The 24,908-nt window shown below is 36.4% G+C and carries 22 protein-coding genes and 1 rRNA gene; 12 read left to right on the top strand and 11 right to left on the bottom strand.

Features of this window, described 5'->3' with window-relative positions:
* Positions 1-22: 22 nt before the first annotated feature.
* From mraY to C1631_RS18795, 11 genes are all read left to right on the top strand, one after another.
* The gene (gene mraY / locus C1631_RS18845) at positions 23-1,264 is read left to right on the top strand and encodes a phospho-N-acetylmuramoyl-pentapeptide-transferase (protein WP_109713714.1); all 1,242 of its coding nucleotides are present in this window, start codon (positions 23-25) and stop codon (positions 1,262-1,264) included.
* 84 nt (positions 1,265-1,348) lie between these two features.
* Complete coding sequence (gene murD, locus C1631_RS18840; RefSeq protein WP_103246916.1) at positions 1,349-2,686, top strand: UDP-N-acetylmuramoyl-L-alanine--D-glutamate ligase; 1,338 nt, start codon at positions 1,349-1,351, stop codon at positions 2,684-2,686.
* A gap of 22 nt (positions 2,687-2,708) precedes the next feature.
* On the top strand, positions 2,709-3,947 hold the full coding sequence (locus C1631_RS18835; RefSeq protein ID WP_103246917.1) for an FtsW/RodA/SpoVE family cell cycle protein: 1,239 nt from the start codon (positions 2,709-2,711) through the stop codon (positions 3,945-3,947).
* Between the two features lie 63 nt (positions 3,948-4,010).
* Positions 4,011-5,114 (top strand): undecaprenyldiphospho-muramoylpentapeptide beta-N-acetylglucosaminyltransferase, encoded by a 1,104-nt coding sequence (gene murG, locus C1631_RS18830; RefSeq protein WP_109713711.1) that lies wholly within the window; start codon positions 4,011-4,013, stop codon positions 5,112-5,114.
* Positions 5,115-5,119: 5 nt separating this feature from the next.
* Positions 5,120-6,478, top strand: a complete 1,359-nt coding sequence (murC, locus tag C1631_RS18825; RefSeq protein WP_103246919.1) for a UDP-N-acetylmuramate--L-alanine ligase — start codon at positions 5,120-5,122, stop codon at positions 6,476-6,478.
* Positions 6,479-6,551: 73 nt separating this feature from the next.
* Complete coding sequence (locus C1631_RS18820; protein ID WP_103246920.1) at positions 6,552-7,523, top strand: POTRA-like domain-containing protein; 972 nt, start codon at positions 6,552-6,554, stop codon at positions 7,521-7,523.
* An 86-nt stretch (positions 7,524-7,609) separates the two neighbouring features.
* Positions 7,610-8,992, top strand: a complete 1,383-nt coding sequence (ftsA, locus tag C1631_RS18815) for a cell division protein FtsA (protein WP_103246921.1) — start codon at positions 7,610-7,612, stop codon at positions 8,990-8,992.
* A 91-nt stretch (positions 8,993-9,083) separates the two neighbouring features.
* Complete coding sequence (ftsZ, locus tag C1631_RS18810) at positions 9,084-10,997, top strand: cell division protein FtsZ (RefSeq protein ID WP_103246922.1); 1,914 nt, start codon at positions 9,084-9,086, stop codon at positions 10,995-10,997.
* A gap of 94 nt (positions 10,998-11,091) precedes the next feature.
* Positions 11,092-11,538: a GatB/YqeY domain-containing protein gene (locus C1631_RS18805; protein WP_103246923.1), complete on the top strand. Its 447-nt coding sequence runs from the start codon at positions 11,092-11,094 to the stop codon at positions 11,536-11,538.
* Between the two features lie 445 nt (positions 11,539-11,983).
* On the top strand, positions 11,984-12,394 hold the full coding sequence (locus C1631_RS18800) for a BrxA/BrxB family bacilliredoxin (RefSeq protein WP_103246924.1): 411 nt from the start codon (positions 11,984-11,986) through the stop codon (positions 12,392-12,394).
* A 104-nt stretch (positions 12,395-12,498) separates the two neighbouring features.
* A complete protein-coding gene (locus C1631_RS18795) occupies positions 12,499-14,013 on the top strand; it encodes a GH3 auxin-responsive promoter family protein (protein ID WP_103246925.1) in 1,515 nt (504 codons plus the stop codon).
* 34 nt (positions 14,014-14,047) lie between these two features.
* Here C1631_RS18795 and C1631_RS18790 read toward each other — a convergent pair whose 3' ends face one another.
* The 10 genes from C1631_RS18790 to C1631_RS18745 form a co-directional block, all read right to left on the bottom strand.
* Positions 14,048-14,494: a hypothetical protein gene (locus C1631_RS18790; protein WP_103246926.1), complete on the bottom strand. Its 447-nt coding sequence runs from the start codon at positions 14,492-14,494 to the stop codon at positions 14,048-14,050.
* Positions 14,495-14,521: 27 nt separating this feature from the next.
* Positions 14,522-14,884 carry a hypothetical protein gene (locus tag C1631_RS18785; RefSeq protein ID WP_103246927.1) on the bottom strand — a complete coding sequence of 121 codons (363 nt, stop codon included), beginning with the start codon at positions 14,882-14,884 and terminating at the stop codon, positions 14,522-14,524.
* Positions 14,885-14,888: 4 nt separating this feature from the next.
* Entirely contained in the window at positions 14,889-15,860 is a 972-nt protein-coding gene (locus C1631_RS18780) for an endonuclease/exonuclease/phosphatase family protein (protein WP_103246928.1), read from the bottom strand.
* A 74-nt stretch (positions 15,861-15,934) separates the two neighbouring features.
* Positions 15,935-16,924 (bottom strand): endonuclease/exonuclease/phosphatase family protein, encoded by a 990-nt coding sequence (locus C1631_RS18775; protein WP_228441372.1) that lies wholly within the window; start codon positions 16,922-16,924, stop codon positions 15,935-15,937.
* Between the two features lie 9 nt (positions 16,925-16,933).
* Positions 16,934-17,662, bottom strand: coding sequence for a rhomboid family intramembrane serine protease (locus C1631_RS18770; RefSeq protein WP_103246930.1), 729 nt, complete (start codon positions 17,660-17,662; stop codon positions 16,934-16,936).
* Positions 17,663-17,667: 5 nt separating this feature from the next.
* Positions 17,668-19,458: a DNA mismatch repair endonuclease MutL gene (gene mutL / locus C1631_RS18765; protein WP_103246931.1), complete on the bottom strand. Its 1,791-nt coding sequence runs from the start codon at positions 19,456-19,458 to the stop codon at positions 17,668-17,670.
* Positions 19,459-19,759: 301 nt separating this feature from the next.
* Positions 19,760-20,587, bottom strand: coding sequence for a YoaK family protein (locus C1631_RS18760; RefSeq protein WP_103246932.1), 828 nt, complete (start codon positions 20,585-20,587; stop codon positions 19,760-19,762).
* A 33-nt stretch (positions 20,588-20,620) separates the two neighbouring features.
* Positions 20,621-21,115, bottom strand: coding sequence for a hypothetical protein (locus C1631_RS18755; RefSeq protein ID WP_103246933.1), 495 nt, complete (start codon positions 21,113-21,115; stop codon positions 20,621-20,623).
* Positions 21,116-21,351: 236 nt separating this feature from the next.
* On the bottom strand, positions 21,352-22,752 hold the full coding sequence (locus C1631_RS18750; RefSeq protein WP_103246934.1) for a sensor histidine kinase: 1,401 nt from the start codon (positions 22,750-22,752) through the stop codon (positions 21,352-21,354).
* A gap of 3 nt (positions 22,753-22,755) precedes the next feature.
* Positions 22,756-23,463 (bottom strand): response regulator transcription factor, encoded by a 708-nt coding sequence (locus C1631_RS18745; RefSeq protein WP_109713709.1) that lies wholly within the window; start codon positions 23,461-23,463, stop codon positions 22,756-22,758.
* Positions 23,464-23,638: 175 nt separating this feature from the next.
* On the opposite strand from C1631_RS18745, the gene C1631_RS18740 reads away from it, so the two are divergent.
* Positions 23,639-24,208 carry a helix-turn-helix domain-containing protein gene (locus C1631_RS18740; protein ID WP_103246935.1) on the top strand — a complete coding sequence of 190 codons (570 nt, stop codon included), beginning with the start codon at positions 23,639-23,641 and terminating at the stop codon, positions 24,206-24,208.
* A 628-nt stretch (positions 24,209-24,836) separates the two neighbouring features.
* On the opposite strand, the gene rrf is transcribed toward C1631_RS18740, so the two are convergent.
* Positions 24,837-24,908 (bottom strand): 5S ribosomal RNA (rrf, locus tag C1631_RS25120); the annotation flags it as partial.

Below are 24,908 nucleotides of genomic sequence, written 5' to 3'. Positions count from 1 at the left end.
TTAAATAATAAAAAAAAGAAACATGCTATACTATCTATACGAATATCTAACCAACCATGGAATTCATGTTCCGGGATTAGGAATGTTGAAATACATTTCCTTCCGGGCAGGAATATCAGTATTGCTTTCTCTGATCATCGCTCTTGTCTACGGAAAAAGAGTGATCAACTATCTGAGAGCAAAACAAATGGGGGAACTGGTACGTGACCTTGGCCTTGACGGACAAAAACAGAAAGAAGGAACTCCTACCATGGGAGGACTTATCATTATTTTGGCTACTCTTATTCCCGTTTTATTGTTCACAAGAATTACCAATGTCTATATTGTCCTGTTGTTGGTTTCAATGTTGTGGATGGGTGCTATTGGTTTTGTAGATGATTATTTAAAGAAAATCAAAAAAAATAAAGATGGTCTGAGTGGCAAATTTAAAGTAGTAGGCCAGGTTGGATTAGGGTTAATTGTCGGAGTTACAATGTATTTCCACCCTGACATCACCGTTAAAAGAAAATATGCAGACGCAAAAGTGGTGAACAGAAACAATGTAGAGCAGAACTTTATGCCTACTGAAAAAATTACCGTTTCCACCGTTCCCTTTGCCAAAAACAATGAGTTCGATTACAGCGGAATTTTATTTTGGATGAATGATAAAGATGCCCACGAATGGGCATGGATCGTCTTTATCCCTATTGTTATTTTCATTGTAACCGCAGTTTCAAACGGAGCAAACATCACCGACGGAATAGACGGTCTCGCAGCAGGAACAAGTGCTATCATATTGCTTACACTGGCCCTCTTCGCCTATCTTTCCGGTAACATCATCTTTGCAGACTATCTCAATATTATGTTCCTTCCAAATATGGGAGAAACCACAATTTTTGCCGTCGCAATGGTAGGTGCTGTGATCGGGTTCTTCTGGTACAATACTTATCCTGCTCAGGTTTTCATGGGAGACACAGGAAGTTTGATGCTGGGAGGTGTCATTGCCGTTTTGGCCATTATCTTAAGAAAAGAATTATTGATTCCGGTATTATGTGGAATCTTCTTAATTGAAAACCTCTCCGTAATGCTTCAGGTGATCGTTTTCAAATACAGAAAAAGAAAATATGGGTTAGAATATGCCCAAAACAATAGATTGTTTAAAATGTCACCAGTACATCACCACTACCAGAAGGTAGGATTCCACGAAAGTAAAATCGTGAACAGAATGATTATCATCGGTGTTGTGTTGGCTATTATATGTTTAATCACATTAAAAATGAGGTAAATGTAATATTATGTAAAAAGTATTGATTCAAAAACCAAATTACACAAGTACTTTTTACCCGTTACATTTTATAAAAGAAAGAATATGAAAATAGTTGTTTTAGGAGGTGGAGAAAGCGGATGCGGAGCTGCTTATTTGGCGAAAAAGAAAGGAATGGAAGTATTTCTTTCAGACAAAGGAGCCATTAAAGATAACTACAAGCTGTTTCTTGCCGAAAATGAAATTGAATTTGAAGAAGGAAACCACGACGAAGAAAGAATTTTAAATGCAGATTGGATTGTAAAAAGCCCGGGAATTCCGAAAAAGGCAGAGATTATCAACAAAATTCATGAGAAAGGAATAAGACTTTCCTCTGAAATTGAGTTTGCCTCTGAATTTACAGATGCAAAAATCATTGCCATTACTGGAAGTAACGGAAAAACAACCACCACTTCCCTGATCTATTATATCCTGAAAAATGACGGATTAAATGTAGGGCTGGGAGGAAATATAGGATACAGTTTTGCAAAACAGGTAGCTGATGAAAACCATGAATATTATGTGCTGGAAGTAAGTTCTTTCCAATTGGATGATATTCAGAACTTCAGACCATATATCTCTTTATTGTTGAATTTATCACAGGACCACCTGGATCAGTACAATTACAATTATGAAGAATATGCGTTGGCAAAATTCAGAATAACTGAAAATCAGGAAAATGACAATTTCTTCATCTACAATAAAGATGACGAAATGAGCAAAAACCTTCTTGAAAAGCTGGAGATTAAAGCTAAAATGATTCCTTTCTCAACAAAAGAGAAATTGTCTGAAGGGGGGTACATAGATGATGATAACATCGTGGTAAAAATGAAAGATCAATTTTCAATGAAACTTGAAGAATTGTCACTCCTTGGAAACCACAATGTGGCTAATAGCCTTGCAGCATCCATTGCAGGTAAAATATTGGCAATCAACAATGAAAGTATAAGACATTCATTGATGACCTTCCAGGCTGTAGAACACAGACTTGAGTTTGTAACTGAAATTGAAGGCGTTAAGTACATCAATGACAGTAAAGCAACCAATGTAAATGCTACCTACTATGCCCTGGAAAGCATGAAAAATCCAACTGTTTGGATAGTTGGCGGATTAGATAAAGGAAATGACTACACTGAAATTGAAGATTTAGTCAAAAGAAAAGTAAAGGCAATTGTTTGTTTAGGAGTAGATAATAAGAAGATCATTGATTTCTTTAAAGACAAAAAAGAATTCATTTATGATACTTCAAGCATGGAAGAAGCCGTGAAAATATCAAAATCACTGGCTAAAAACGGAGACACTGTTCTGTTATCCCCATGTTGCGCAAGCTTTGATTTATTCAAAAGCTATGAAGACAGAGGAAAACAGTTTAAAGAGCAGGTATTAAAAGCCAATGGCCATTAGCCAAAAGCCAATAGCATTACATATGGACGAACAGAACACAGAAAGCAGATTTGAATTTCTAAAGGGCGATAAAGTACTTTGGATGGTCATTCTTGTGATCTCCATTTTCTCTATTTTCCCTGTTTACTCTGCAAGTTCAAATCTCGAATACATTGTAAATAACGGGACCACCACAGGTCACGTTATCAAACATATGTTCTTTGTAGTCTTAGGATTGGCAATTATGAGACTGGTGGGAACTATAAAGTATGAATATATCGGAAAGCTGAGTAGCATATTGCTCGGCCTGATGATTATTTTATTGGTAGTAACCATGTTTACCGGGCAGACTATTGACGGAGCCAGTGCTTCCAGATGGTTGAAAATCCCGGGAACCCCGATCTCCTTCCAGCCCTCCTCATTTGCATTCCTGATGCTAATTATCTATTTGTGCAGGTATTTAACCAAAAAGATAACAAGAGAGAGGCTTCCGATAGAAAACATCATGTATATCTTCGGCCCTATTCTTCTTGTTTTTGTATTGGTAGCAAAAGATAACGGATCAACTGCACTAATGATCCTAATGGTATCCGTAGTTGTGCTCGTCATTGGCCAGCTCCACTGGAAGTATATTGCAGGATTTATTTCAGCCTCATTCGTGGCCATTGTCTTCTTTCTGTTGATTGCTTTGAATACCAACATGATCGGAGGAAACCGTGTTCATACATGGATGAGCCGTGTAGAAACCTTTACCTCAAGCAAAGCTAAATCTGCCGATAGCGATGATGAAAGCATAAAAGCAAAGAATTATCAGGTAATGCAGGCCAAAGCAGCCATTGTACACGGTGGAATTACCGGAATGGGTCCCGGAAAGAGTGCATTGAAACAAATGCTTCCACAATCCGCTTCCGACTTTATTTTTGCTGTAATTGTAGAAGAATATGGAGTAATCGGAGCCGCTTTTCTGATCAGCCTCTATCTCATTATGATGATCAGGATTGTTATGATTGCCAGTAAGATGCCGGCATTCTTCGGATCCTTGCTGGTGCTCAGTCTCGGAGTAATGATTTTTATACAACTTTCGGTGAATATCGCTGTGGCCATCAATCTCATTCCGGTAACAGGACAACCCCTGCCACTCATAAGTTATGGAGGTACTTCCATGTTGGTCACCTACTTACAGCTCGGAATTATCCTAAATATAAGCTCAAGAATCCAGATTTATGATGAAGAAGGAATGGGTAAAAAACAAAGCATAGCAGAAATAAACGATATAGCATAAACCAAAAGAGTCCCGAAGGGACCATTTAACAAAAAATCGGACGAAGTCCTATTATATTAGATAATGAACAAAAAGCTAAAAATATTACTATCAGGCGGAGGAACAGGAGGTCACATCTTCCCGGCCATCGCTATCGCTGACGAAATCAAAAAAAGATTTCCGGATGCAGAATTTTTGTTCATTGGAGCCAACGGAAAAATGGAAATGGAAAAAGTTCCGCAAGCCGGCTATAAAATTGAAGGAATTGATATTGCAGGAATCGACAGAGGAAATCTTTTATCCAATCTGGGACTTCCTTTTAAAATCCTCAAAAGCTTATCCAGATCCAAAAAGATCATTAAAAGCTTTGCTCCTGATTTTGCCGTAGGAACAGGTGGTTTTGCCAGCGGACCCGCTTTGTATGAAGCCAGCAAATTGGGAATTCCAATTTTCATTCAGGAACAGAATGCCCATGCAGGTGTGACCAACAAAATTTTGAGTAAGAAAGCCCAGGCAGTATTTACAGCCTACCCAAAAGTAGATGGTTTTCCGGCAGAAAAAATAAAGTTCCTGGGGAATCCAATTCGTTCTACGATTATTTCAGGAATGCAGGAAACTATAGCGGCTAAAGAAAAAATGGGATTAAATAAAGACAAACTTACCATTTTATCGGTAGGAGGTTCATTAGGATCCAGAACATTAAATAATGCCTGGAAATCTCATTTCAATGAAATTATAAACAATGATTATCAGCTGATCTGGCAAACAGGAAAGCTTGATTACAAAGATATTGTTGAAGAAACAAAAGATGTTGATACCAGAAACATCCAGATCCTTGAATTCATCAAAGACATGGAACTGGCTTATTCCGCAGCAGATGTTATTGTTTCAAGAGCCGGAGCTATTGCCATTTCAGAGTTGGCGGTAGCACAAAAACCGGTGCTTCTGGTACCTTTCCCTTTTGCAGCGGAAGACCATCAGACCAAAAATGCCATGAATCTGGTGGAAAAAAATGCAGCAAGAATGGTAAAAGACTCTGAAATGCAGGAAAAATTCTGGGATACATTATCAGAAATCTGCGAAAATGAAAATGTAAGAAAAGAAATGTCTGACAATCTGAAGTATTTTGCCAAGCCTGATGCTGCAAAGGAGATTGTAGACGAGATATTTAAAAAGATAATAAGATAAGGATAATGAACAATTTAGAAACATATCAAACTTTTTACTTCGTGGGTATCGGAGGGATCGGAATGAGTGCTTTGGCACGCTATTTCAATGCATCTGGAAAAAAAGTATTGGGGTATGATAAAACCAATACAAAATTGACACAAAACCTGATGAATGAAGGAATTGATATCGTTTTCGAAGATCTTATTGATGAAAGGATTACCTCCCTTCAGAAAGAGAATACTCTGGTCATTTATACTCCGGCAATCAAAACACTTGGAATACTGGATTATTTTAACCAGAATCAGTTTGAAGTTTTAAAACGGGCAAAAGTTCTAGGACTGATCACAGAAAACACAGACTGTATTGCAATAGCAGGAACTCACGGGAAAACCACAACTTCCACTCTTGTTTCTCACTTATGCAAAGAAGCAGACTTACCTTTCTCATGCTTTTTGGGAGGTATTTCTGAAAACTTTAAATCCAATTTCCTGTATAACGGATCAACCTATTCAGTCGTAGAGGCAGATGAGTATGACAGAAGCTTCCTGAACCTTTCTCCGGATTGGGCAGTCGTAACGTCAACGGATGCAGATCATCTGGATATTTATGGAGATAAAAACCATATTGAAGAAGGATTCAGACAGTTTGCAGCACTGGTTCCTGAAGACAAAAAATTGTTTGTCAGAAAAGGAGTTGAAATCGGCAGAGGGCACCAAACCTATGCAGTCAATGAGCCTGCAGACTACTATTCCGACAACCTGCGTATGGATCACGATAAAATTTATTTTGACTTCCATACCCCAACTGAAACCATAAAAGATTTCGTTTGGGAAATCCCGGGAATCCATAATGTGGAAAATGCTACGGTAGCACTGGCAATTCTTCACAATTTAGGCGCAGATTTTGATACGCTGAAAAAAGCAATAGCTAATTTTAAAGGAATTAAAAGAAGATATACCAAGCATATTTATCAAAATGGTAAAATCTATATTGATGACTATGCCCACCACCCTACAGAAATAAATGCTGTAGTTGGTTCTATCAGAACATTTTATCCCGATAAAAAATTATTGGTGGTTTTCCAGCCACACCTTTTCAGCAGAACAAGAGATTTTGCTGACGGATTTGCTGAAAGCTTAAGCAATGCTGATGATTTAATCTTACTGGACATTTACCCGGCAAGAGAACTTCAGGAAAATTTTGAAGGAATTACTTCAAAGTGGCTGGCAGAAAAAGTAAAATTAGAGAAAAAAGAAGTATCAGCTTTAGCCGATGCTTTTGAAAAAATAAAAGAAAAAGATTTTGACATCCTTCTTACCGTAGGCGCAGGAAATATAGACACCCTATACGACCCGATATGTGAGTGGATTGCAAAAATTTAATACAAACGCAATTTTTGCGGAAGAAAGAAAATATTGATAAGTCCTTTGCGCTCATAGCGTTTAAAGAAAAAATATGAAAAATAAATACAGAATATTAAAAATTGCTGTCACTGTAATCATCCTGGGATTGTTACTGAGTTTCTCATTGAAGAGATTCAGTGGCCAGAAGATTACTGACAATAAAATTTCTGTAAAAATGAACGAAAAGACTCCGGTTTACTTCGTTGATGAAAAAGATATCAGGGAAATTGTAAAAAAAGAAAATCCTTCAGGAAAAGTAGGAGATCTTAATATTCCTGCTCTCGAAAAAAGGATCAATAATCTTCCGGCTGTAGACAGTGCCAATGTCTATCTGAACTTAAACGGAAAGCTTAATCTGGACATCAAACAAAGGGTTCCGGTTTTCAGACTGAATAAAGATGGGAAAGATTTCTACGTCGATGAAAAAGGAGTGGAATTTCCCATTTCAAGAACCTATTCTCATCCATGTATGCTCGTAACAGGGAATGTGCAACCGGATGAATATGAGAAGCTGGCAGAATTAGTAGGTAAAATTGATAAAGATGATTTCAGCAAGAAATTCTTTATCGGGATATCAAAAACCAAAGACAGCTATAATCTCCTCACAAGTGAAGGAAATTACAGAGTAGAAATCGGAGATCTCGATAATATTGATTTTAAAGTAAAAGGATTTAAAACGTTTGTGGAAAAATATCTGGTGTATCAGGATCCACAAAAATACAGCATGGTTTCCGTAAAATATCAGAACCAGATTGTCACCACCCTGAACCCTTATTTCAAGGAAAACGACAGTCTTTTGAAAGCAGGTAAAATGGAATTGGCTAAAGTTCCGGCCACCATTGCAAAAAAAACGGAAACAAAGCCTAAAACAAATGAAGTAAAAAAGACAAGCTCAGCAACGGTCAAACCGAAAGAGAGTATAAAACCTAAAACACAAGCAAAAGAGACGAAAAAAACAGAAAAAAAATCCCCGGCATCGGCACAGTCCAAGCCAAAGCCAAAAGCAAAGGTGAAAATAGAATAAAAAAGTCCTGAAGGGCTCAAAAGTTAACACAAAATAGGATCAGATCCTATCATTGAAAAAGTAGAAAAAATCAAATCGATATAAAAATGGAAAATCAAGAGTATTCAGTAGGTCTGGACATCGGGACAACGAAGATAGTCGCGATTGTCGGAAGAAGGAATGCCCACGGGAAAATAGAAGTTCTCGGTGTAGGCAAAGCTAAAAGTCTTGGTGTTCATAAAGGTATTGTGAATAATATTTCACAAACTATTAATTCAATCAAGGCTGCAGTTTCCGAAGCACAATCCAGTGCGGGAGTTCCTATCCGCAAGGTTACGGTAGGTATTGCAGGAAAACACATCCGTTCTCTGCAGCACTCCGATTATATTATGCGTGAACATCCGGATAAATTTATTACAGATGACGACATTGAAGCATTAAAAGATCAGGTGAAAAAACTGGTAATGCTTCCCGGAGAAGAAATTATCCATGTACTTCCTCAAGAGTATAAAGTGGATTCCGAAGGTGAAATTCAGGAACCTGTCGGGATGCACGGAAAGCGCTTAGAGGCCAACTTCCACGTTGTAGTCGGGCAAATGGGAAGCATCAGAAATATTGCAAGATGCGTTCGTGAAGCCGGATTAGAAATGGAAGCACTTACTTTAGAACCTTTGGCATCTTCAGAGGCTGTTCTTACAAAAGAAGAAAAAGAAGCCGGAGTAGCTATTGTGGATATTGGTGGGGGTACTACCGATATTGCCATTTTCAAAGATAATATCATCCGTCATACCTGCGTAATTCCTTACGGAGGTGGAATTATAACGGAAGACATCAAAGAAGGCTGTTCAATTATTGAAAAACATGCAGAGCAACTGAAAGTAAAATTCGGTTCGGCTGTTCCTGAATTGGAAAAAGACAGTACTTTTGTAACCATTCCGGGGCTTCATGGGAGACCGGATAAAGAAATTTCTTTAAAAACGCTTGCCCAGATTATCAATGCAAGAGTGGAAGAAGTTTTGGAAATGGTCAACACAGAGCTGAAAGCTTACGGCGCTTTTGAACAGAAGAAAAAGCTGATTGCCGGGATTGTACTCACTGGTGGAGGTTCAAATTTAAAGCACCTTCGTCAACTTGCTAATTATACAACAGGTTTTGACAGCAGAATCGGTTTTGCGAACGAATATATCGCCAACGATAAAAACCAGTATCTGAAAGGTCCTGAATTTGCTACATCTATCGGATTGCTGATGGAAAGTTTAAAAATCAGGGACAAAAAGCAAAATGCTGATGAAATAATGGAAATGGTCGTTGAACAGACTAAGCCCGAAGTAACTGTTACACAGACGGAAAACGTTCAACCGGCACAACAGACGCCTCCTGTACAGGAGCAACCTGTGATGAACCAACAACAAGAGAACAGAAGAGCAAAATTGACCTTTGGTCAGTCTCTTATGGAAAAAGTAAAAAAATTCTTTGAAGAAGTAGAGTAAATTATAAATGATGAATGATAAGCGATAACCGATCTTTTCCTTATCAATTATCATCAGTCAATTATCAATTATAATTATTAAAAGTATAGTTATGGAAAATATAGGTACACAAGGATTTTCATTTGATTTACCAAAAGGGAATTCATCCATTATAAAAGTAATCGGTGTAGGAGGCGGTGGAAACAACGCCCTGAAGCACATGTACGAAAAAGGTATTCACGGAGTAGACTTCGTGATTTGTAATACAGATGCTCAGACTTTAGATAATAACCCCGTTGCCAATAAAGTTCAATTGGGAACAACAATTACCGAGGGTCTTGGTGCTGGTGCAGATCCTGAAGTGGGAGAAAAATCAGCTATTGAGAGTATTGAAGACATCAAGGCAGCTATGGGGCAGAACACTAAAATGGTGTTCATCACTGCCGGAATGGGCGGTGGTACCGGAACCGGAGCAGCTCCTGTTATTGCTAAAGTAGCAAAAGACATGGGCATCTTAACGGTAGGTATTGTTACTGTTCCTTTTAGCTTTGAAGGAAAAAGAAGATTGGATCAGGCCGAAAATGGTCTTGACAAATTAAAAAATAATGTTGACTCCTTAATTGTTATCAACAATGATAAATTGAGACAGCAGTTTGGAAATCTTGGTTTCAAACAAGGTTTCTCAAAGGCCGATGAAGTTTTAGCCAACGCAGCTAAAGGTATGGCAGAAGTTATTACTGGTTATTTCGATGTAAACATTGACTTTAGAGATGCTAAATCTGTGCTTCAAAATTCCGGGACAGCGTTGATGTCTACGGGTACAGCTTCAGGTGAAAATAAAGCAGAAGAGGCCGTAAGAAAAGCCCTTGATTCTCCGTTATTAAATGATAACAAGATTACAGGTGCTAAAAATGTATTATTGTTGATCAGAAGTGGTGCGGAAGAAGTAACGATGGATGAAATCGGTATCATCATGGATCACATCCAGAAGGAAGCAGGAAATACGGCAGATATTATCTTCGGGGTGGGTGCTGATGAGGAATTAGGAGATGCTGTAAGCGTTCTTGTCATTGCTACCGGATTCTCCAATGAAAATAAAAAGTTCTCCGGACCTACCGAGAAGATCAGAATCAGTCTAAACGATAGTTTTGAAGCTCAAAAATCTTCTCCTTTCAAAACAAGAGAGGAAAGAGGAGAAACTACTCCAGAAGCAACACATGATTTTGGAGGAAAAAACATGTTCAGATTAGATGATGAAGATCATGATACACCTTTCAATATGTCGTCTACTGAAAAAAAAATGATTATTGAAGAAGAGCAGATCAAAACAGAAATAAAATTCTTTGATAACGAAGATGATACATTAAATGCTCCGGAACAGGCCTGGAGAAATGAGGAAGAGGAAAATCAGGAATATAGTTTATTCTCAATTGATGAAGAAAATGAAGACCCTAATGATTTGGAGATTCAGTCATTCTCGTTTGATTTTGAAAATAAAAAAGAAGAACCTCAATCCGGAACATCTTTTAATAACTCTTTTTCAGAGGAAAAACCTGTTGAGTTCAGTTTCTTTGTCAATGAACCGACAAGAAACGAACCTACATCAGATTTCGGACAACCTAAAGCAGAATTTAATGCTCCTGCAAGTGCTGTAGCAGAACCTGCTCAGAAGATTGAAACGTTCTATCAAAAACAGGAAGAACCAAAAGCAGAGACAAAACCAGCTTTTGAAAATAAAAAAGAAATTGAAACTCCTAAAACAGATGAATCAGAATTCACTTTTGTGAATAAAACGGTTGATCAGGACAGAGTGGTAGAAAGAAGAAATAAATTAAAAGAGTTTAACTCACGTTATCAAAGCTTTGACAGCACGAGTGAATTCGAATCTATTCCTGCTTTCAAAAGAAAAAATATCTCTATCGACGGAACCAATGCTTCAGACCAGAATATTAACACGTATCTGTCTGACAACAATGGATCTATGCAGATCAGAGAAAACAGATTTTTGAATAAAGACGTAGACTAATTAATATAACAATGTAGAAATGTACCAATGTAACAATATATACTGATCAATCATTGGTAAACTGTTACATTGATACATTGTTAAATTTGAAACGATGAGTTTAGAAAATATAATAAGCGAAGCAATAAAAACAGCGATGAGAGCAAAAGACAGAGTTGCTCTGGACTCTCTTCGTGCGGTAAAATCTCAAATTCTTCTTTTGCAAACGGAGGCGAGAGGAGCTGAGGTTTCTGCTGAACAGGAAATTGCGATCCTGCAGAGAATGATCAAGCAACGTAAAGATTCTTTCGAACAGTTTACCGCTCAGGGCCGACAGGATTTGGCAGAAGTAGAAGAAGCACAAATGAAAGTTATTGAGCAATTCCTGCCGAAACAGCTTTCTGTGGAAGAACTTGAAGCAGAAATCAAAAATATTATCTCTGAAACCGGAGCCGAATCTATTAAAGATCTAGGAAAGGTAATGGGAGCAGCTTCAAAAGCATTAGCCGGAAAATCAGACGGGAAAAGTATCTCCGAGATGGCTAAAAAGCTTCTGTCTTAATTGACAGTTTGCTACGTTGAAAATGGCAGTACATCTGTCAACAATCAACTATTTTATAAGGATATTCAACCTTTGCATATCGATTTGATTAAAGAAGCCCGGGACTTTTCAGTTCCGGGCTTCATTTTTTAAATATTTAATTTCGTGGTTCAGTTTTATCTAAAACTGTAAAAAGAGTTGATTTACTGTCATATTCATGCAGAATTAAATGATGTGATTGCTTGAGGGAAAGCCGTAAATGTTTTTTTCATGGTCATCTGTTTTTCAGAATCATTTCAAATTTAATAATAATATTTGATTATTCCTAATTTAAATTCACAACTTTTTGAATATTTTTACAATATTAATATTTGGTTAATTTTATATAGCTAAACCATTGATAGTTATTATATATTGAACAAACGTAAAGAATTCCTTAACTTTGTATCGATAAAAAACAAAATATATGTATCCAACAGATTTAGTAATGCCTATGAAGGCTGAACTTACAGATAAAGGTTTCCAGGATTTAACAACTCCTACTCAGGTAGAGGATGCTTTAAAGCAGACAGGAACTACATTATTGGTCATCAACTCTGTATGCGGATGTGCTGCAGGAGCAGCAAGACCGGGAGTAGTATACTCTTTGACAGGAGATAAAAAGCCTGATCATTTAACAACTGTTTTTGCGGGATTCGATACAGAAGCTGTCGTAGAAGCAAGAAAACACCTTGCTCCATTCCCTCCAAGCTCACCGTGCGTAGCTCTATTTAAAGATGGAGAATTGGTTCACATGCTGGAAAGACATCATATTGAAGGAAATCCTGCAGGAGCTATTGCAGCAAACCTTCAGGCTGCATACGATGAATATTGCTAGAAACAATACGTTTAAAACTAAACCGTTACAAATTTTGTAACGGTTTTTTTATTTAACCCCATAAAAAATTCTCTGAAAATCCAAATATTATTATATTTGTTGAAATGGCAACCAAAGCACTTTTCAATACCGTCGTTAATTGGTTTATCCGTCAAAGGATTGATCAGATACAGAATTTCATGAATCATCCTATTGAAACACAGAAGGGGATACTATTTTCTCAGCTATTTCATGCTGAGGATACGGAATATGGTAAACTATACGGCTTCAACTCGATCTCAAGCTATCAGGATTTCAAAAATAAGGTCCCGATAGTAACTTATGAGGATTTTGAACCTTATATTGAAAAGGCAAGGCAGGGACAAAAAGATGTAAGCTGGCCCGGTTATATTAAACATTTTGCAAAGTCTTCCGGAACAACCAATGCTAAAAGCAAATTTATCCCTATTTCTGCAGAAAGCCTCGAATATTGTCATATGAAAGCGGGAAAAGATATGGTTTCTATTTATGCCAATAACCATCCGGAAAACCAGCTTTTTAATTATAAAAATTTACGATTGGGTGGAAGCTCTGAATTATATGCAGATTTCAATACAAAGTTTGGTGACCTATCAGCAATTTTAATTGACAACCTTCCATTTTGGGTAGAAATCACCACAACTCCGAGCAAAAAAGTTTCTTTGATGGGGGAATGGGAAAGCAAACTGAGAGCGATTACTTCTGAAGTGAAAAATGAGGATGTAGGAAGCATTCTTGGGGTACCAAGCTGGATGATGGTTCTTTTGCAAAGAGTATTACAGGAAACCAATGTAGGGAGTATTTCAGAACTCTGGCCGAATTTAGAGGTGTTTTTCCACGGCGGAATCAGTTTCAAGCCCTACAGGGAGCAATACAAGCAGATCATCGGAAAAAACATCAATTACTACGAAATCTACAATGCTTCCGAAGGCTTCTTTGGAATACAGGACAGATCCAATAGTGACGAAATGCTTCTGATGCTTGATTATGGTATATTCTATGAGTTTATCCCAATGGATCAGTTTCATTTTTCAAATCCAAAAGTAGTGAGTCTTGAAGATGTGGAAATCGGGAAGAATTACGCCATGGTTATTACAACCAATGGAGGGCTGTGGAGATATCTGATTGGAGATACTATCGTATTTACTTCCATTAATCCATTCAGGATAAAAATAACGGGAAGAACAAAGCATTACATTAATGCCTTCGGAGAAGAGCTTATGATCACCAACGTTGAGTCTGCCCTTTCTAAAGCCTGTGAAGTCACCGGAGCACAGATTACAGACTTTACCGGAGCACCGGTCTTTATGAAAGAAAATGAGGGGGGTGCCCATGAATGGATCTTTGAATTCAGCGAGTATCCTGATAATCTGGACAGCTTTATTGATGCTTTCGATCAACATTTAAAGAAAATAAATTCAGATTATGAAGCGAAAAGATACAATAATATAACACTCAGAAGGCCCATTGTTCATATTGCTAAAGACAACCTGTTTTATCATTGGCTGGAGTCCAGAGGAAAACTTGGAGGACAAAACAAGGTACCCCGATTAAGCAATGACCGAGAATATATAGATCCTTTACTGGAGCTTAATAAATAAAAAAGAAACCGCAGTTTATTCTGCGGTTTCTTTTTTATTTGCTTAAGTCATCTTTTAATTTTTTAGCGGCGTCTTCTACTTTTGCAGCACCTTTTCTGGCAGCATCTTTAGCATCTTTTCCTGCTTCCTGAGCTCCACTTTTAATGTCTTTCCCTACTTTGTTAGCTTCATTTTTGATGTCCTGTCCCGCCTTATTAAGATCTTGTTTTGTCTTATCTGCAGTAGCATCAATTTTATCCTTTGCTTTTTGAGCAGCATTATCAATTTTATCTCCTGCCTGGTCTAATTTTGCGTTGACATTTTCTTTGGCTTCATTCAATTTTGCAGAGTCAACGACATGAGGAGAGGTTTCTGTCACTGTTGTAGTGGTTGTCGTAACTGTCCCGTCAGCGTTTTCTACCTGCTCTGATTTCGTGGTTGATTTTGTACATGCTACAGCGAATACAGAGATCGCTACAGCTGCTAAGATTTGTTTTTTCATATTGTATATTTTAAAATGTTTTTTGGCTTATTTCGTCTTGGTTTCTGGAGCTACTGAGGTTTCCGAAGACTTCTGTTTCTTTTCAGATTCTGATTTTTTCTTTTCCTCTTCAAGTTTCTTTTTATTTTCTTTATCAAGCTCGTCCTTCAGTTTTTTCTCTTCTTCCGCAGCTTTTTTGGCTTGTTTTACAGAGTCCAGGTATTGAGGTGAAGACATTCTTATCTTTCGGGCGATATCTACGGAAACAGCCCCATTTGAAAAGGAGTCAATAGCAGTCGTATCATACTGGATTTTAACTTCCTGTTCTGCAGCAAATCCCTGAGATTCTTTCCTGGAGCAGGCCATAAACAGAACGCTAAAAATAAAAACCGAGAACAGTAAATTTTTCATGGAACTAATTTAACAGAAATTCTGCAATTACAGGATAATGATCTGATAATTCTACAGATTGATCTACTTTATAACTCAAAGGAATAATAGATTTTGAAGTAAAAATATAATCTATCCTCAAGGGTACTTTATAATCATGGAAACTGCTTGCACTCCCCTTTCCGGCTACCAGAAAAGCATCCTGCAGGTTTTTCCCTAAATTATAATACTCATATGAATTTGGAACAGAATTAAAATCTCCTGCCAGAATTACAGGATAGGGAGACATATCAATGATTTTCCTGATCTTCTTCACCTGATCTTCATGAGCCTGGAAGGTAGGAATCATGTGAGAAAGAAGCGTAGAAACATTTCCTATTCCAAAAGCATCAAGTTTTGTAAACATGGTTTTATGAAGTCGGAAAGGCTCCAGATATACATTGACAATTCTTATGATTTTTCCATTGATATCTACATCGGCAAAGAAAGAATTCCCTCTTGCATTATCTTCAATAATCTCAGCCTGTCTTATAATTTTATGCTTGGTTTTAAGAATTACGGAAGGGTATTTTACCAAGTCGTGTTTTATAGCGCGGTTAGTATCTTTTTCCTGAACCAAAATAATATCAGGATCCTGTTCCTTAATATAGCCTTTTATCTTATCCCATCCATATTCACCATATTTCACGTTAAAGGTTAATACCTTAATGTCACGGATTGTTTTCAGGCTTTCAGTTTTGGGGGAGAAATTAACCCATCTTCTTATCGGATTATAAAAAATAAGTGTACCTAGCGCAAAAGCGATTGCTACTTTTTTCTTCTTAAATATCCATACCAACGTAAGAATAATATGAGCTACTATCAGATACGGAAAACCTAAAGAAAGCAGATTAAGATTACCTAAAAGATTAGGTGGAATCCATGCATTCCCTAGTGTGCACAGCAATAAAACAGCAACGACGATATGTATAAATAGTAATATCTGATTCGACTTCATGAAAAAACGGTCTTGGTACGCATTTTTTTAAGCAAAAATCCTACCAAGCGCATAAATTTTAACTATTTTTATGATTATTTCGAATCTATAGCAAACTCTGCTATGACAGGATAATGATCTGAAATACTGATAGAACGGTCCACCAGATAAGAAACAGGATGTACAGATTTAGAAGAAAAAATATAATCAATCCTGATTGGGAATTTATAATCATGAAAACTGGTTCCACTTCCCTTTCCCGAACTTAGAAAAGCATCTTCAAGCCCTTCTGATACGTGGTAATACTCGTAAGAATTAGGAACAGAATTAAAATCACCACCCACAATTACAGGATAAGGTGAATTTTCGATGGACTCCCTTAAAAGTCCAACTTGTTCCTGATGCTTTTTAAAAGTGGGAATAAGCTTTTTGATAACATCTTTTACCTTCTGTTCATTAGCATCGGAGTCTCCGTTAAGTTTTACCATTTCCTTTTCAAAGCGAAAAGGATGAAGATAGACATCAATAAATCTATACACTCTTCCTTTCACTTCTATATCAATTTGTACTCCCGGTATTCTTAAATCCTCACCTTGAGGTCTTATTATCTTTTGGCTGATAATTTTATGTCGGGTCAAGACGGTAAAACCACCAAATGGATTGACCTTTTGGTATCCCTCGATTTCGTATCCTTTCCCTTCCTCCTGTAAAAGAATGACATCTGCATTTTGAGATTTCAGATAAGTCTGTATTTTATCTCTTCCCATATGCCCTGCCTTGGTATTGAAAGAAAGTACTTTCAGCTCAGGACTGCCTTTTTTTCCGGAAGAATAATTTACCCATCTTTTTATTGGATTCAGAAATACCAACGCTATAAACATAAAAACAAAAGCCCTCTTCTTCCAACTGAAAAGCCAGAATAGAGTCAAAATAATATAGGAAATAATAAGTATCGGAAAGCCTAACGAAAGCAAATTAAACCATGGGAATATCTTCGGTGGAACATAGGCATTCAATAAAGTAGCCAGCAGCAAAAATAAAATTCCAAGATGTAGAATGAATAGTATGAGTCGAAAAATTTTCACAAAATTGATTTAATTGAATCTGTACAAATGCTTTTTCCAATTTCGTGCCAATAACCATCCTACCAAAGCACCTCCTACGTGAGCAAGATGAGCAATTCCTCCTCCATTTCCGGAAACACCAAGGTATACAGAAACAACAATAACAATAGGTAACAAATATTTTACCTTTATAGGAACCGGAATAAACATAATTCCAATTTTAGAATCCGGATACAATGTTGCAAACGCAGCAACAACTCCGAAAATAGCTCCTGAAGCTCCTACCATAGGCGTTGCTACGATACCTTTCAAGCTTCCCAACAATTCTTTTTGTTTAAGAATCGAGTCTGTATTTCCTGAAAATTCTACACTGGCACCAGATAAATAAGCATTTACATTAAATCCTAGTTTTTGTAATTCACCGGAAATTTGCTGAACTTCTACAAAATTCCATAAATTAAAAAGGAAGAAAGCACCTAAACCACTTGCAAAATAAAGTATTAAATATTTTTTATCTCCCAGTGTCTGTTCCAGAATAGGACCAAAACTAAAGAGTGTCAGCATATTAAACAAAATATGCATAATGCTTCCATGCATAAACATATGAGTAATGATCTGCCATGAATGGAAAAAAGGAGAAAACGGATAAAATCCTGCAAGATAACCAATTACCTGATTGCCCATTAAGGAGGTAACAATAAAAACGATTACATTGATAATGATAATATTTCTTGTAATTGGTGGTATATTATTAAACATATTTTTTAAAATTTGTTTTTAAAATCATTAAACGGAACTTCGTAAAAACATCTTTTCCCGTCCGGTAAAAATTCAGGAAATCCTAATGCTGTAAAATCTTTAATGACTTGTTCCGCATCTTTTTTATAAATAAAATCGAACCTGGATTTCGATTGCATTTTATTCCATTGATTATGATAATACTGCATAAATTCCACTTCTGTTTTATAGTCCAGGATCTCAAAAAGGTTTTCCAGGAATTTCATCGCCTGTGTTTCTTTCAATCCTTCAGGAAGAGAATCTATTCTCAGTACGCTTTCATGAGCAATTTTCATGTCAAACCCAAGTTCCGGAAGATATTTTTTGATTGAATTGTATTTATTTTTCTCAATCTCATTCATATGATATTCGAGTGAGAACAGAAGAGCATGACTGTTTGTATTTGATTTTCTGGTCGATTTATTAGTTTCCGAAACCAATAACCTGTGCATTCTTCCCAGATCCAGCATCAATGTCACATCTCCTTTATTGAAGAGCCAATATCCATTCGGAAGTCTCATCAAATCTTCATCAAAATCTTCATCTTCAAATAAATTAATTTTCGAAGGTTCCGCCGTAATATTCTGGTGGTACATTTCCGTAAGGTTCTGAATTTCTTCCGGATGTACAACAATCTTTTCTTCCAGAAACGGATTATAATCTTTATCTACAATAATTTCAGGCATTTTTATAACCCCGCTTCCCCCTCCATTTCCTTTGCTTGGAATGGGTTTATTCATCAAATCATCCAATACCGGGTCTCTGTCAAAATCAAGACTTGGAGAAACATTATAAATTCCCAGAGATCTTTTAATTGTTGATCGAAGTAAAGCAAAAATAAGATGTTCATCTTCGAATTTAACCTCCGTTTTCTGAGGATGAATATTCACATCTATTTTTTCCGGGTCAAGCTCCAGAAAAAGGAAAAAGGAAGGAACGTACCCCGGTTGAAGCAATCCTTCAAAAGCTTCCTGAACCGCTTTATTGAAATATGGGCTTTTAAAGTATCTTCCGTTAACGAAAAGAAATTGTTCTCCTCTGGCTTTTTTAGCACCTTCAGGTTTAGCCACAAACCCATGTAGCTTACACCAGATAATATCTTCTTTAATAGGAATCAGAAGCGGTTGAAGTTTTCTTCCAAAAACATCTACAATACGCTGCATCTGACTTCCTTTTCTTAATCTGAAAACAGCTTCATCATCATGGAACAAGGAAAACTCCAAATTCTCATGAGCCAAGGCAACACGCTGAAATTCATCAATAACGTGTCTGAATTCAACATTATTATTCTTCAGAAACTTCCTCCTTGCAGGGACATTATAAAAAAGATTTTTCACCAAAAAGTTGGATCCTTCTGCAGTTTGAACGGGGTCCTGAAACTGAAAAACGCCACCTTCAATATAGATATTGGTTCCTATTGAGGTATCTTTTTGTTTTGTTCTCAGTTCAACCTGGGAAACAGCAGCAATGGAAGCTAACGCTTCTCCCCTGAATCCTTTAGTAGCAATTTTAAAGATATCTTCTGTTCCTTTTATTTTGGAGGTTGCATGTCTTTCAAAAGCCATTCGGGCATCTGTCTCAGACATTCCTTTACCGTCATCCACTACCTGTATAAGGTTTTTCCCTGCATCCCTGATGATCAATTCAATTTTTGTTGCATCTGCATCAATAGCATTCTCCAAAAGTTCCTTCACAATGGACGCAGGTCTCTGCACCACTTCCCCTGCCGCAATTTGGTTGGCTACATGATCCGGTAAAAGCTGAATAATATCTGACATAAAAACGTAAATCAACTTACAAAAATAGTCAATGAAAACGGGAATTAAAATACTAAAATCGTGATTTAATATTTAATTATCAACATTTTTGACCTAGTTATCCCCATCTTTTTTTTATAATCTTTGTAATGAAGGGCCTTAGCTCCTTTTGATAAGTCACCATTTTATTAGATTGAAAGGAGCAAAACCAAAGGCTAACCCAATATTCAGACATTGATTAAAAAAAACGTCCTTATTTCATAATAAAAATAAGGACGTACAGCTAGTTTATACAAAAAATTAATAGTGATGATATCTCTATTTAGTCTTCAAAGACAAGTTTTCTTTTCTTTTCATTTTTAGGAATTCCGTGGATCTTTTCATAAAGGTAAGCCAGTAAATTAGGCTTTTTATAGATCCTGTTATACCTGTATTTTGTATTAAAATGTCGTATATGAATTTTGTATGCGTCATACCCGATAACAATCAAAAGACATACACTGATCACATAAAACACTCTGAATTCCAGATAATAATAAGTCAACCCTGAGAATACTGCTCCCAAAATATAGGCTAACATGATGCTTGATAGTAATTTTGCTCTGCCAATCAATTCACCGTTTTTTCTATATTTCTTCTGGGTAAACATGGATACCAGAATCCCAAGGTCTGTTGTTGTTCCTGTGAGGTGGGTAGTTTTTACGGAAAAGTTGGAAATACTTGCCGTCAAACCATTCTGAAGACCAGTTGCAAAAAGCATCAGTGCCACCAGACATTCTGTTTCTTCCAATGTTTTCTGGTAATATAACTGTCCATATACTCCTACAAAAAGGAGACATATTATTTCCAGTACAATCGGCATAGCGTGGGCAAAATACTTACTTTTCTTATTGAAATTAATGACAATAAAGTTGGATAAAAAGCTTCCGAAGAAAAATAGAAATATCCATGCTCCTACTACGGCAACCTGAGTCCAGTTTGCTTTACTGATTTCTGCTGCCAAAATAGCGTAATGTCCCGTTACGTTCGATGTAAAAGAGAGAAATATTAATAGGGATGCAATATTTATAGTACCTGCTGTGAAAGCAGTCAGCGTCCCCAATCTGATATTATCCCCCAGTGTCCTGCTGTTACTATAATTTCTTAACATTTTTTTACTTTTTAATTTGTTATGATGTATTTTTTAGACTTCTACAAAAATCTCTGCCAGCCTTCCTCTCTCAGGAACTTGTTCTTTGACTTCAACAGTAATTTCTCTGGCTTGTAGGTCTTTGCATTTTTTAATGTAAGGGACAATATCAAATTTGCCTTTTCCTTTGCTTTTGATTGACGAGGAATAATAGGCTTCTTCAATATTTTCGGCCTTTACATATTGGTTGAATGTTCTTTGAAAACTTCCTGTAAAGACATCGCAGATGATCTTATTAATCAGGTGAGGATATTTATTCTTAATAATTCCATAGGCATCGCAAAACTCTGCCGGTCTGATTTTGTTGAAAATCGAAGTTTTGGTATTAAATAGAAGATCTCTGATGGAGTCTCCTGAGTCGTATCCGGAAGTCAAAAGAATATTATATTGGTTCTGGTCTTCCGCTGCCTCTTTCTCTTTTAATACTTTCTTCAATATATTTAACGACTCTAGAGAGTAATCCGTTGCGATTAAAATTGTTGTAGCCATGTTCTATTATTTTGTTTTGTGTTGATCTTTTTTGATAATACAAAACTAGAACGACGAGATTAGAGGATCTTTGGAACCAAATTAAAATGTCATTAAAGAGATTAAAATGAGATTAGAAAATTGTTAAAGGGAATTAATATGGGGAAAAGTTGAAAAAGGGAAGGATGTAAAGTAAAAAAATAACGAAAATCTCAACATACATTTTCGTTGTCTAAGCTTTCTCGGTCTTTTTGTACTTATACCTCTTGCTGTACACTATAAAAATTAGGGAAACGCATCTGCACTGTTGTGCCCTGATTTTCGTGGGAACTCACTACAAGCTCCCCTTGATGCATTCTTACAATATTCCTTGCCAGTGGCAACCCAATCCCATACCCTTCATAGTTTTGGGTATTGGAAGCTCTGAAAAAAGGATCATATATTTTGTTCATTTCTACTTCAGGGATACCGATTCCTGTATCTTTTACAATGATATAAACATCTGTATCTGTAGCCCCCAATGAGACTTTCACCTGTTGAAAATTAGAATACTTACATCCGTTGCTGATGATATTGGCAACAGCAAGATGTAATAATTGTTCATTCCCTTGTACTTTAAGTTTTTTAGGATTATCCGGAAGCATACTGATATCCAGATAGATATTATTTCGGGAGTCTATTCTTCTTAATGTTTCAATGACATCCCAAAGGAGCTGGTCAATTCTTACCTTGTCCATTTTCTGGATTTTTCCATCGAATCCGGTTTGGGCTATCATCAGTAATGCTTTGATCTTTTTATCAAGCTTTTCAGCTTCATTCAGGATAATTTCCAGGGTTTCTTTATATTCTTCGGGCGTCCTGCTGATTGAAAGTGCCACATCAGCTTCACCCATAATGGAAGTTAATGGGGTTCTCAGCTCATGGGAAACATTACCAATTAAATGATTTTGAGTTTCGAAGGAGGTTTCAATACGATTAAGCATTCCATTAAAAGTATCTACCAGTTCGTTCAATTCTTTATTATCCGGTTGAGATTCGAGTCTTAAATGCAGATTTTCAGAACTGATCTCTTTTACCTTTCCTGTGATTTTTAAAATAGGTCTGAAAAGAGTTTTTGACAAATAAAAAGAAAAAATCATACTGAAGAACAACGAAAGAACGATACAGGTAAGCAGTGTTCTTTTTAGAAATCCGAGATAATATACCACATAATGGTTCTTTGCAGAAGCTATAGCAATATAGTCCTTGTCATCATACCGAAAACTCTGACCGATATAATAAAACTCTTTGTCATTATAATTAGATTCTCCTTTCCGTACAATATTCTTAAAGAAGTAGTCCGGGATATGGACTTCCTGGGAAATTTTCTTAAAATTAGAATCTGAAGGAACTGCAAAAACATAATCTCTTTCCATTGGAAGCTCTTCATCATTCCGGTTATTGAGAACATAATTTTCAGGGATATCAAGATGATCCTTGCTTTTTTCAATCTGAATAATAGTAGCGGTACGGATTTTTAGAAGTTCATAAAACCTTTGATGTGAAAAATTAACGATTGAAAAATAAACCAAACCACTGAACAACAAAATAATGGCAGTAAAAACCAACATTAAAAGCACCATCGTTTTGGTCTGATTTGTAATCACTCTATTAAACATTCATTAAGGTTTTTTCAAAACATATCCCATTCCTATCACGGTGTGAATCAATTTATTTTCATCCTGGTTATCCAGTTTTTTTCTTAAATAGTTTACATACACATCTACAACATTGGTACCCAGCTCATAATTTACTCCCCAGACTGCATCCAATATTTCTGCTCTGGAAATTACTTTTTCAGGATTATTGAGGAAATAGAGCAAGAGTTTATATTCTGTAGAAGTGAGTGTAATTTCGTCACCACCACGCGTTACTTTTTTAGTATAATCATTCACTATCAAATCAGAAAACTGAAATACATCGTCATTATCCGGTTCAGGCTCAATAGTTTCCTGAGAGCCGGTAGCGCCGCTTCTCCTCAGCAAAGACTTCACACGGGCAACCAGCTCAATAAATTTGAAGGGTTTAACTAAATAATCATCCCCTCCGCTCTCCAGCCCAAGGACTATATTTTCAGAAGTTCCCAAGGCAGTCAAAAATAAAATAGGAACATTAAGATTGGTTTTCCTTATTTCCTTACAAACATCCAGCCCGTTCATTTCCGGAAGCATAATGTCTAAAATGACCAAATCGAAATCGTTCGCCTGCACAAGCTGAACGCCCGTACGCCCATCAAAAGCTACAGAAATCTCATATCCATTTTCCTGTAGTCCTTTTTTAATAAAAGATACCACGCTGGTCTCGTCTTCGATAAGAATAATTTTTTTCATAAATGAAATAAGGAGTTTTACAAAAATAAGGAAATTTTGGGACGAGCAAAATCATCAAATAGGATTAATAAATTTAAATGAATTGATTCCTGCTACTATCAAAACTCTATAGAATAGTATTACCTTTGTCTTTCATCTAATGACGAAAAGTAATTTAGGTTAAACGGAATACAGCATGAATGATTTTTTAATAGGTATCGGTAAGAGGTTAAAAGATATTAGAAAAAAGAACAATCTAACCATTAATGAATTGGCATTCAGAGCGAATGTAAGCAATGGTTTGGTTTCCCGTATCGAAAATGGAAGAACAATTCCTTCACTTCCTGTTCTCCTTGATCTTATACAGTCTCTGGAAATAGATGCAAGCTACTTCTTCGAGGGAGTAGAAAAAAAGTCCAATGCAAAATTCATTTATGTTCCTAAAGAAAGTCAGCAGGTTATTGAAAAAGAAGTAGAGGCCGAAGGCTTTAAGTATATGCACATTTTTAGTAAAAGTTTGCATTCTTTAGGCTTTGAAGCTGTTTTATTAACTCTTGAACCCAATTCAAGGAGAGAAAAGGTAATTACTGATGCCTGGGAGTTTAAATATATTCTCAAAGGAGAGGTTAAATATATCATTGATAATGAGGAGATCCTTCTGAAAGAAGGAGATTCACTATACTTCAACGGTAAATTCCCCCATGTTCCCGTAAGCATCAGCAATGAAAGCTGTGTCATGTTGGTTCTTTATTTTTATACTGCATAAACCTCCAATAATATTTTTTAGCTGCAAAGCATAAATGAATTTATATAATTCATGATTGTAAAAGTTTCTGATGAGAAACTTTATAAAAGAGGGTTCTTAATAGGGATAATTTCCAGATAATCTGAAATTATCTATAGATAGCCTTTTAATAATACTTGGTACACCAATAAATATGTAAATATAATGAGAGTCTCTCAATTAAATTAAGTATCCTATTTCGGCTTAGAATATCTTTTACGATAATTTATTAACCGTCTATTTACTTTAAGGCTACAAACGCCTTTCCTAACGAATAATAATCCCTTCCATTGGCTTTGGCCAAAATATACAAAATATAAATGTATTCAAACGTGTCATCCCGTAGAGATCTAAACAGCGTATTCTCTGGAGGAATAATCAACTTCAGGTGCAAAGTTCTTCAATGGCTTAGATCCTTTCAGGAGGACAAAGCAAAGTTATATCAGGAATACCGGTGATAAGAATAATTGAGAATTGAAAGTTGAGAGTTGAAAATGGATAATGGATAATGCCGGGTGATTCATTATTCATTATTCATTTCTTAGGGGTAGGGATAAAACAAAAAAAGTCCTTTATCATTCGATAAAGGACTTTTTAAAAATAAAATAAAAACTGGCGGCGGCCTACTCTCCCGCGTTAGCAGTACCATCGGCGCTGGTGGGCTTAACTTCTGTGTTCGGAA

Source organism: Chryseobacterium phosphatilyticum (genome assembly GCF_002899825.2).
Classification (GTDB): Bacteria; Bacteroidota; Bacteroidia; order Flavobacteriales; family Weeksellaceae; genus Chryseobacterium; species Chryseobacterium phosphatilyticum.
This window is presented reverse-complemented; position numbering and strand designations above follow the sequence as displayed.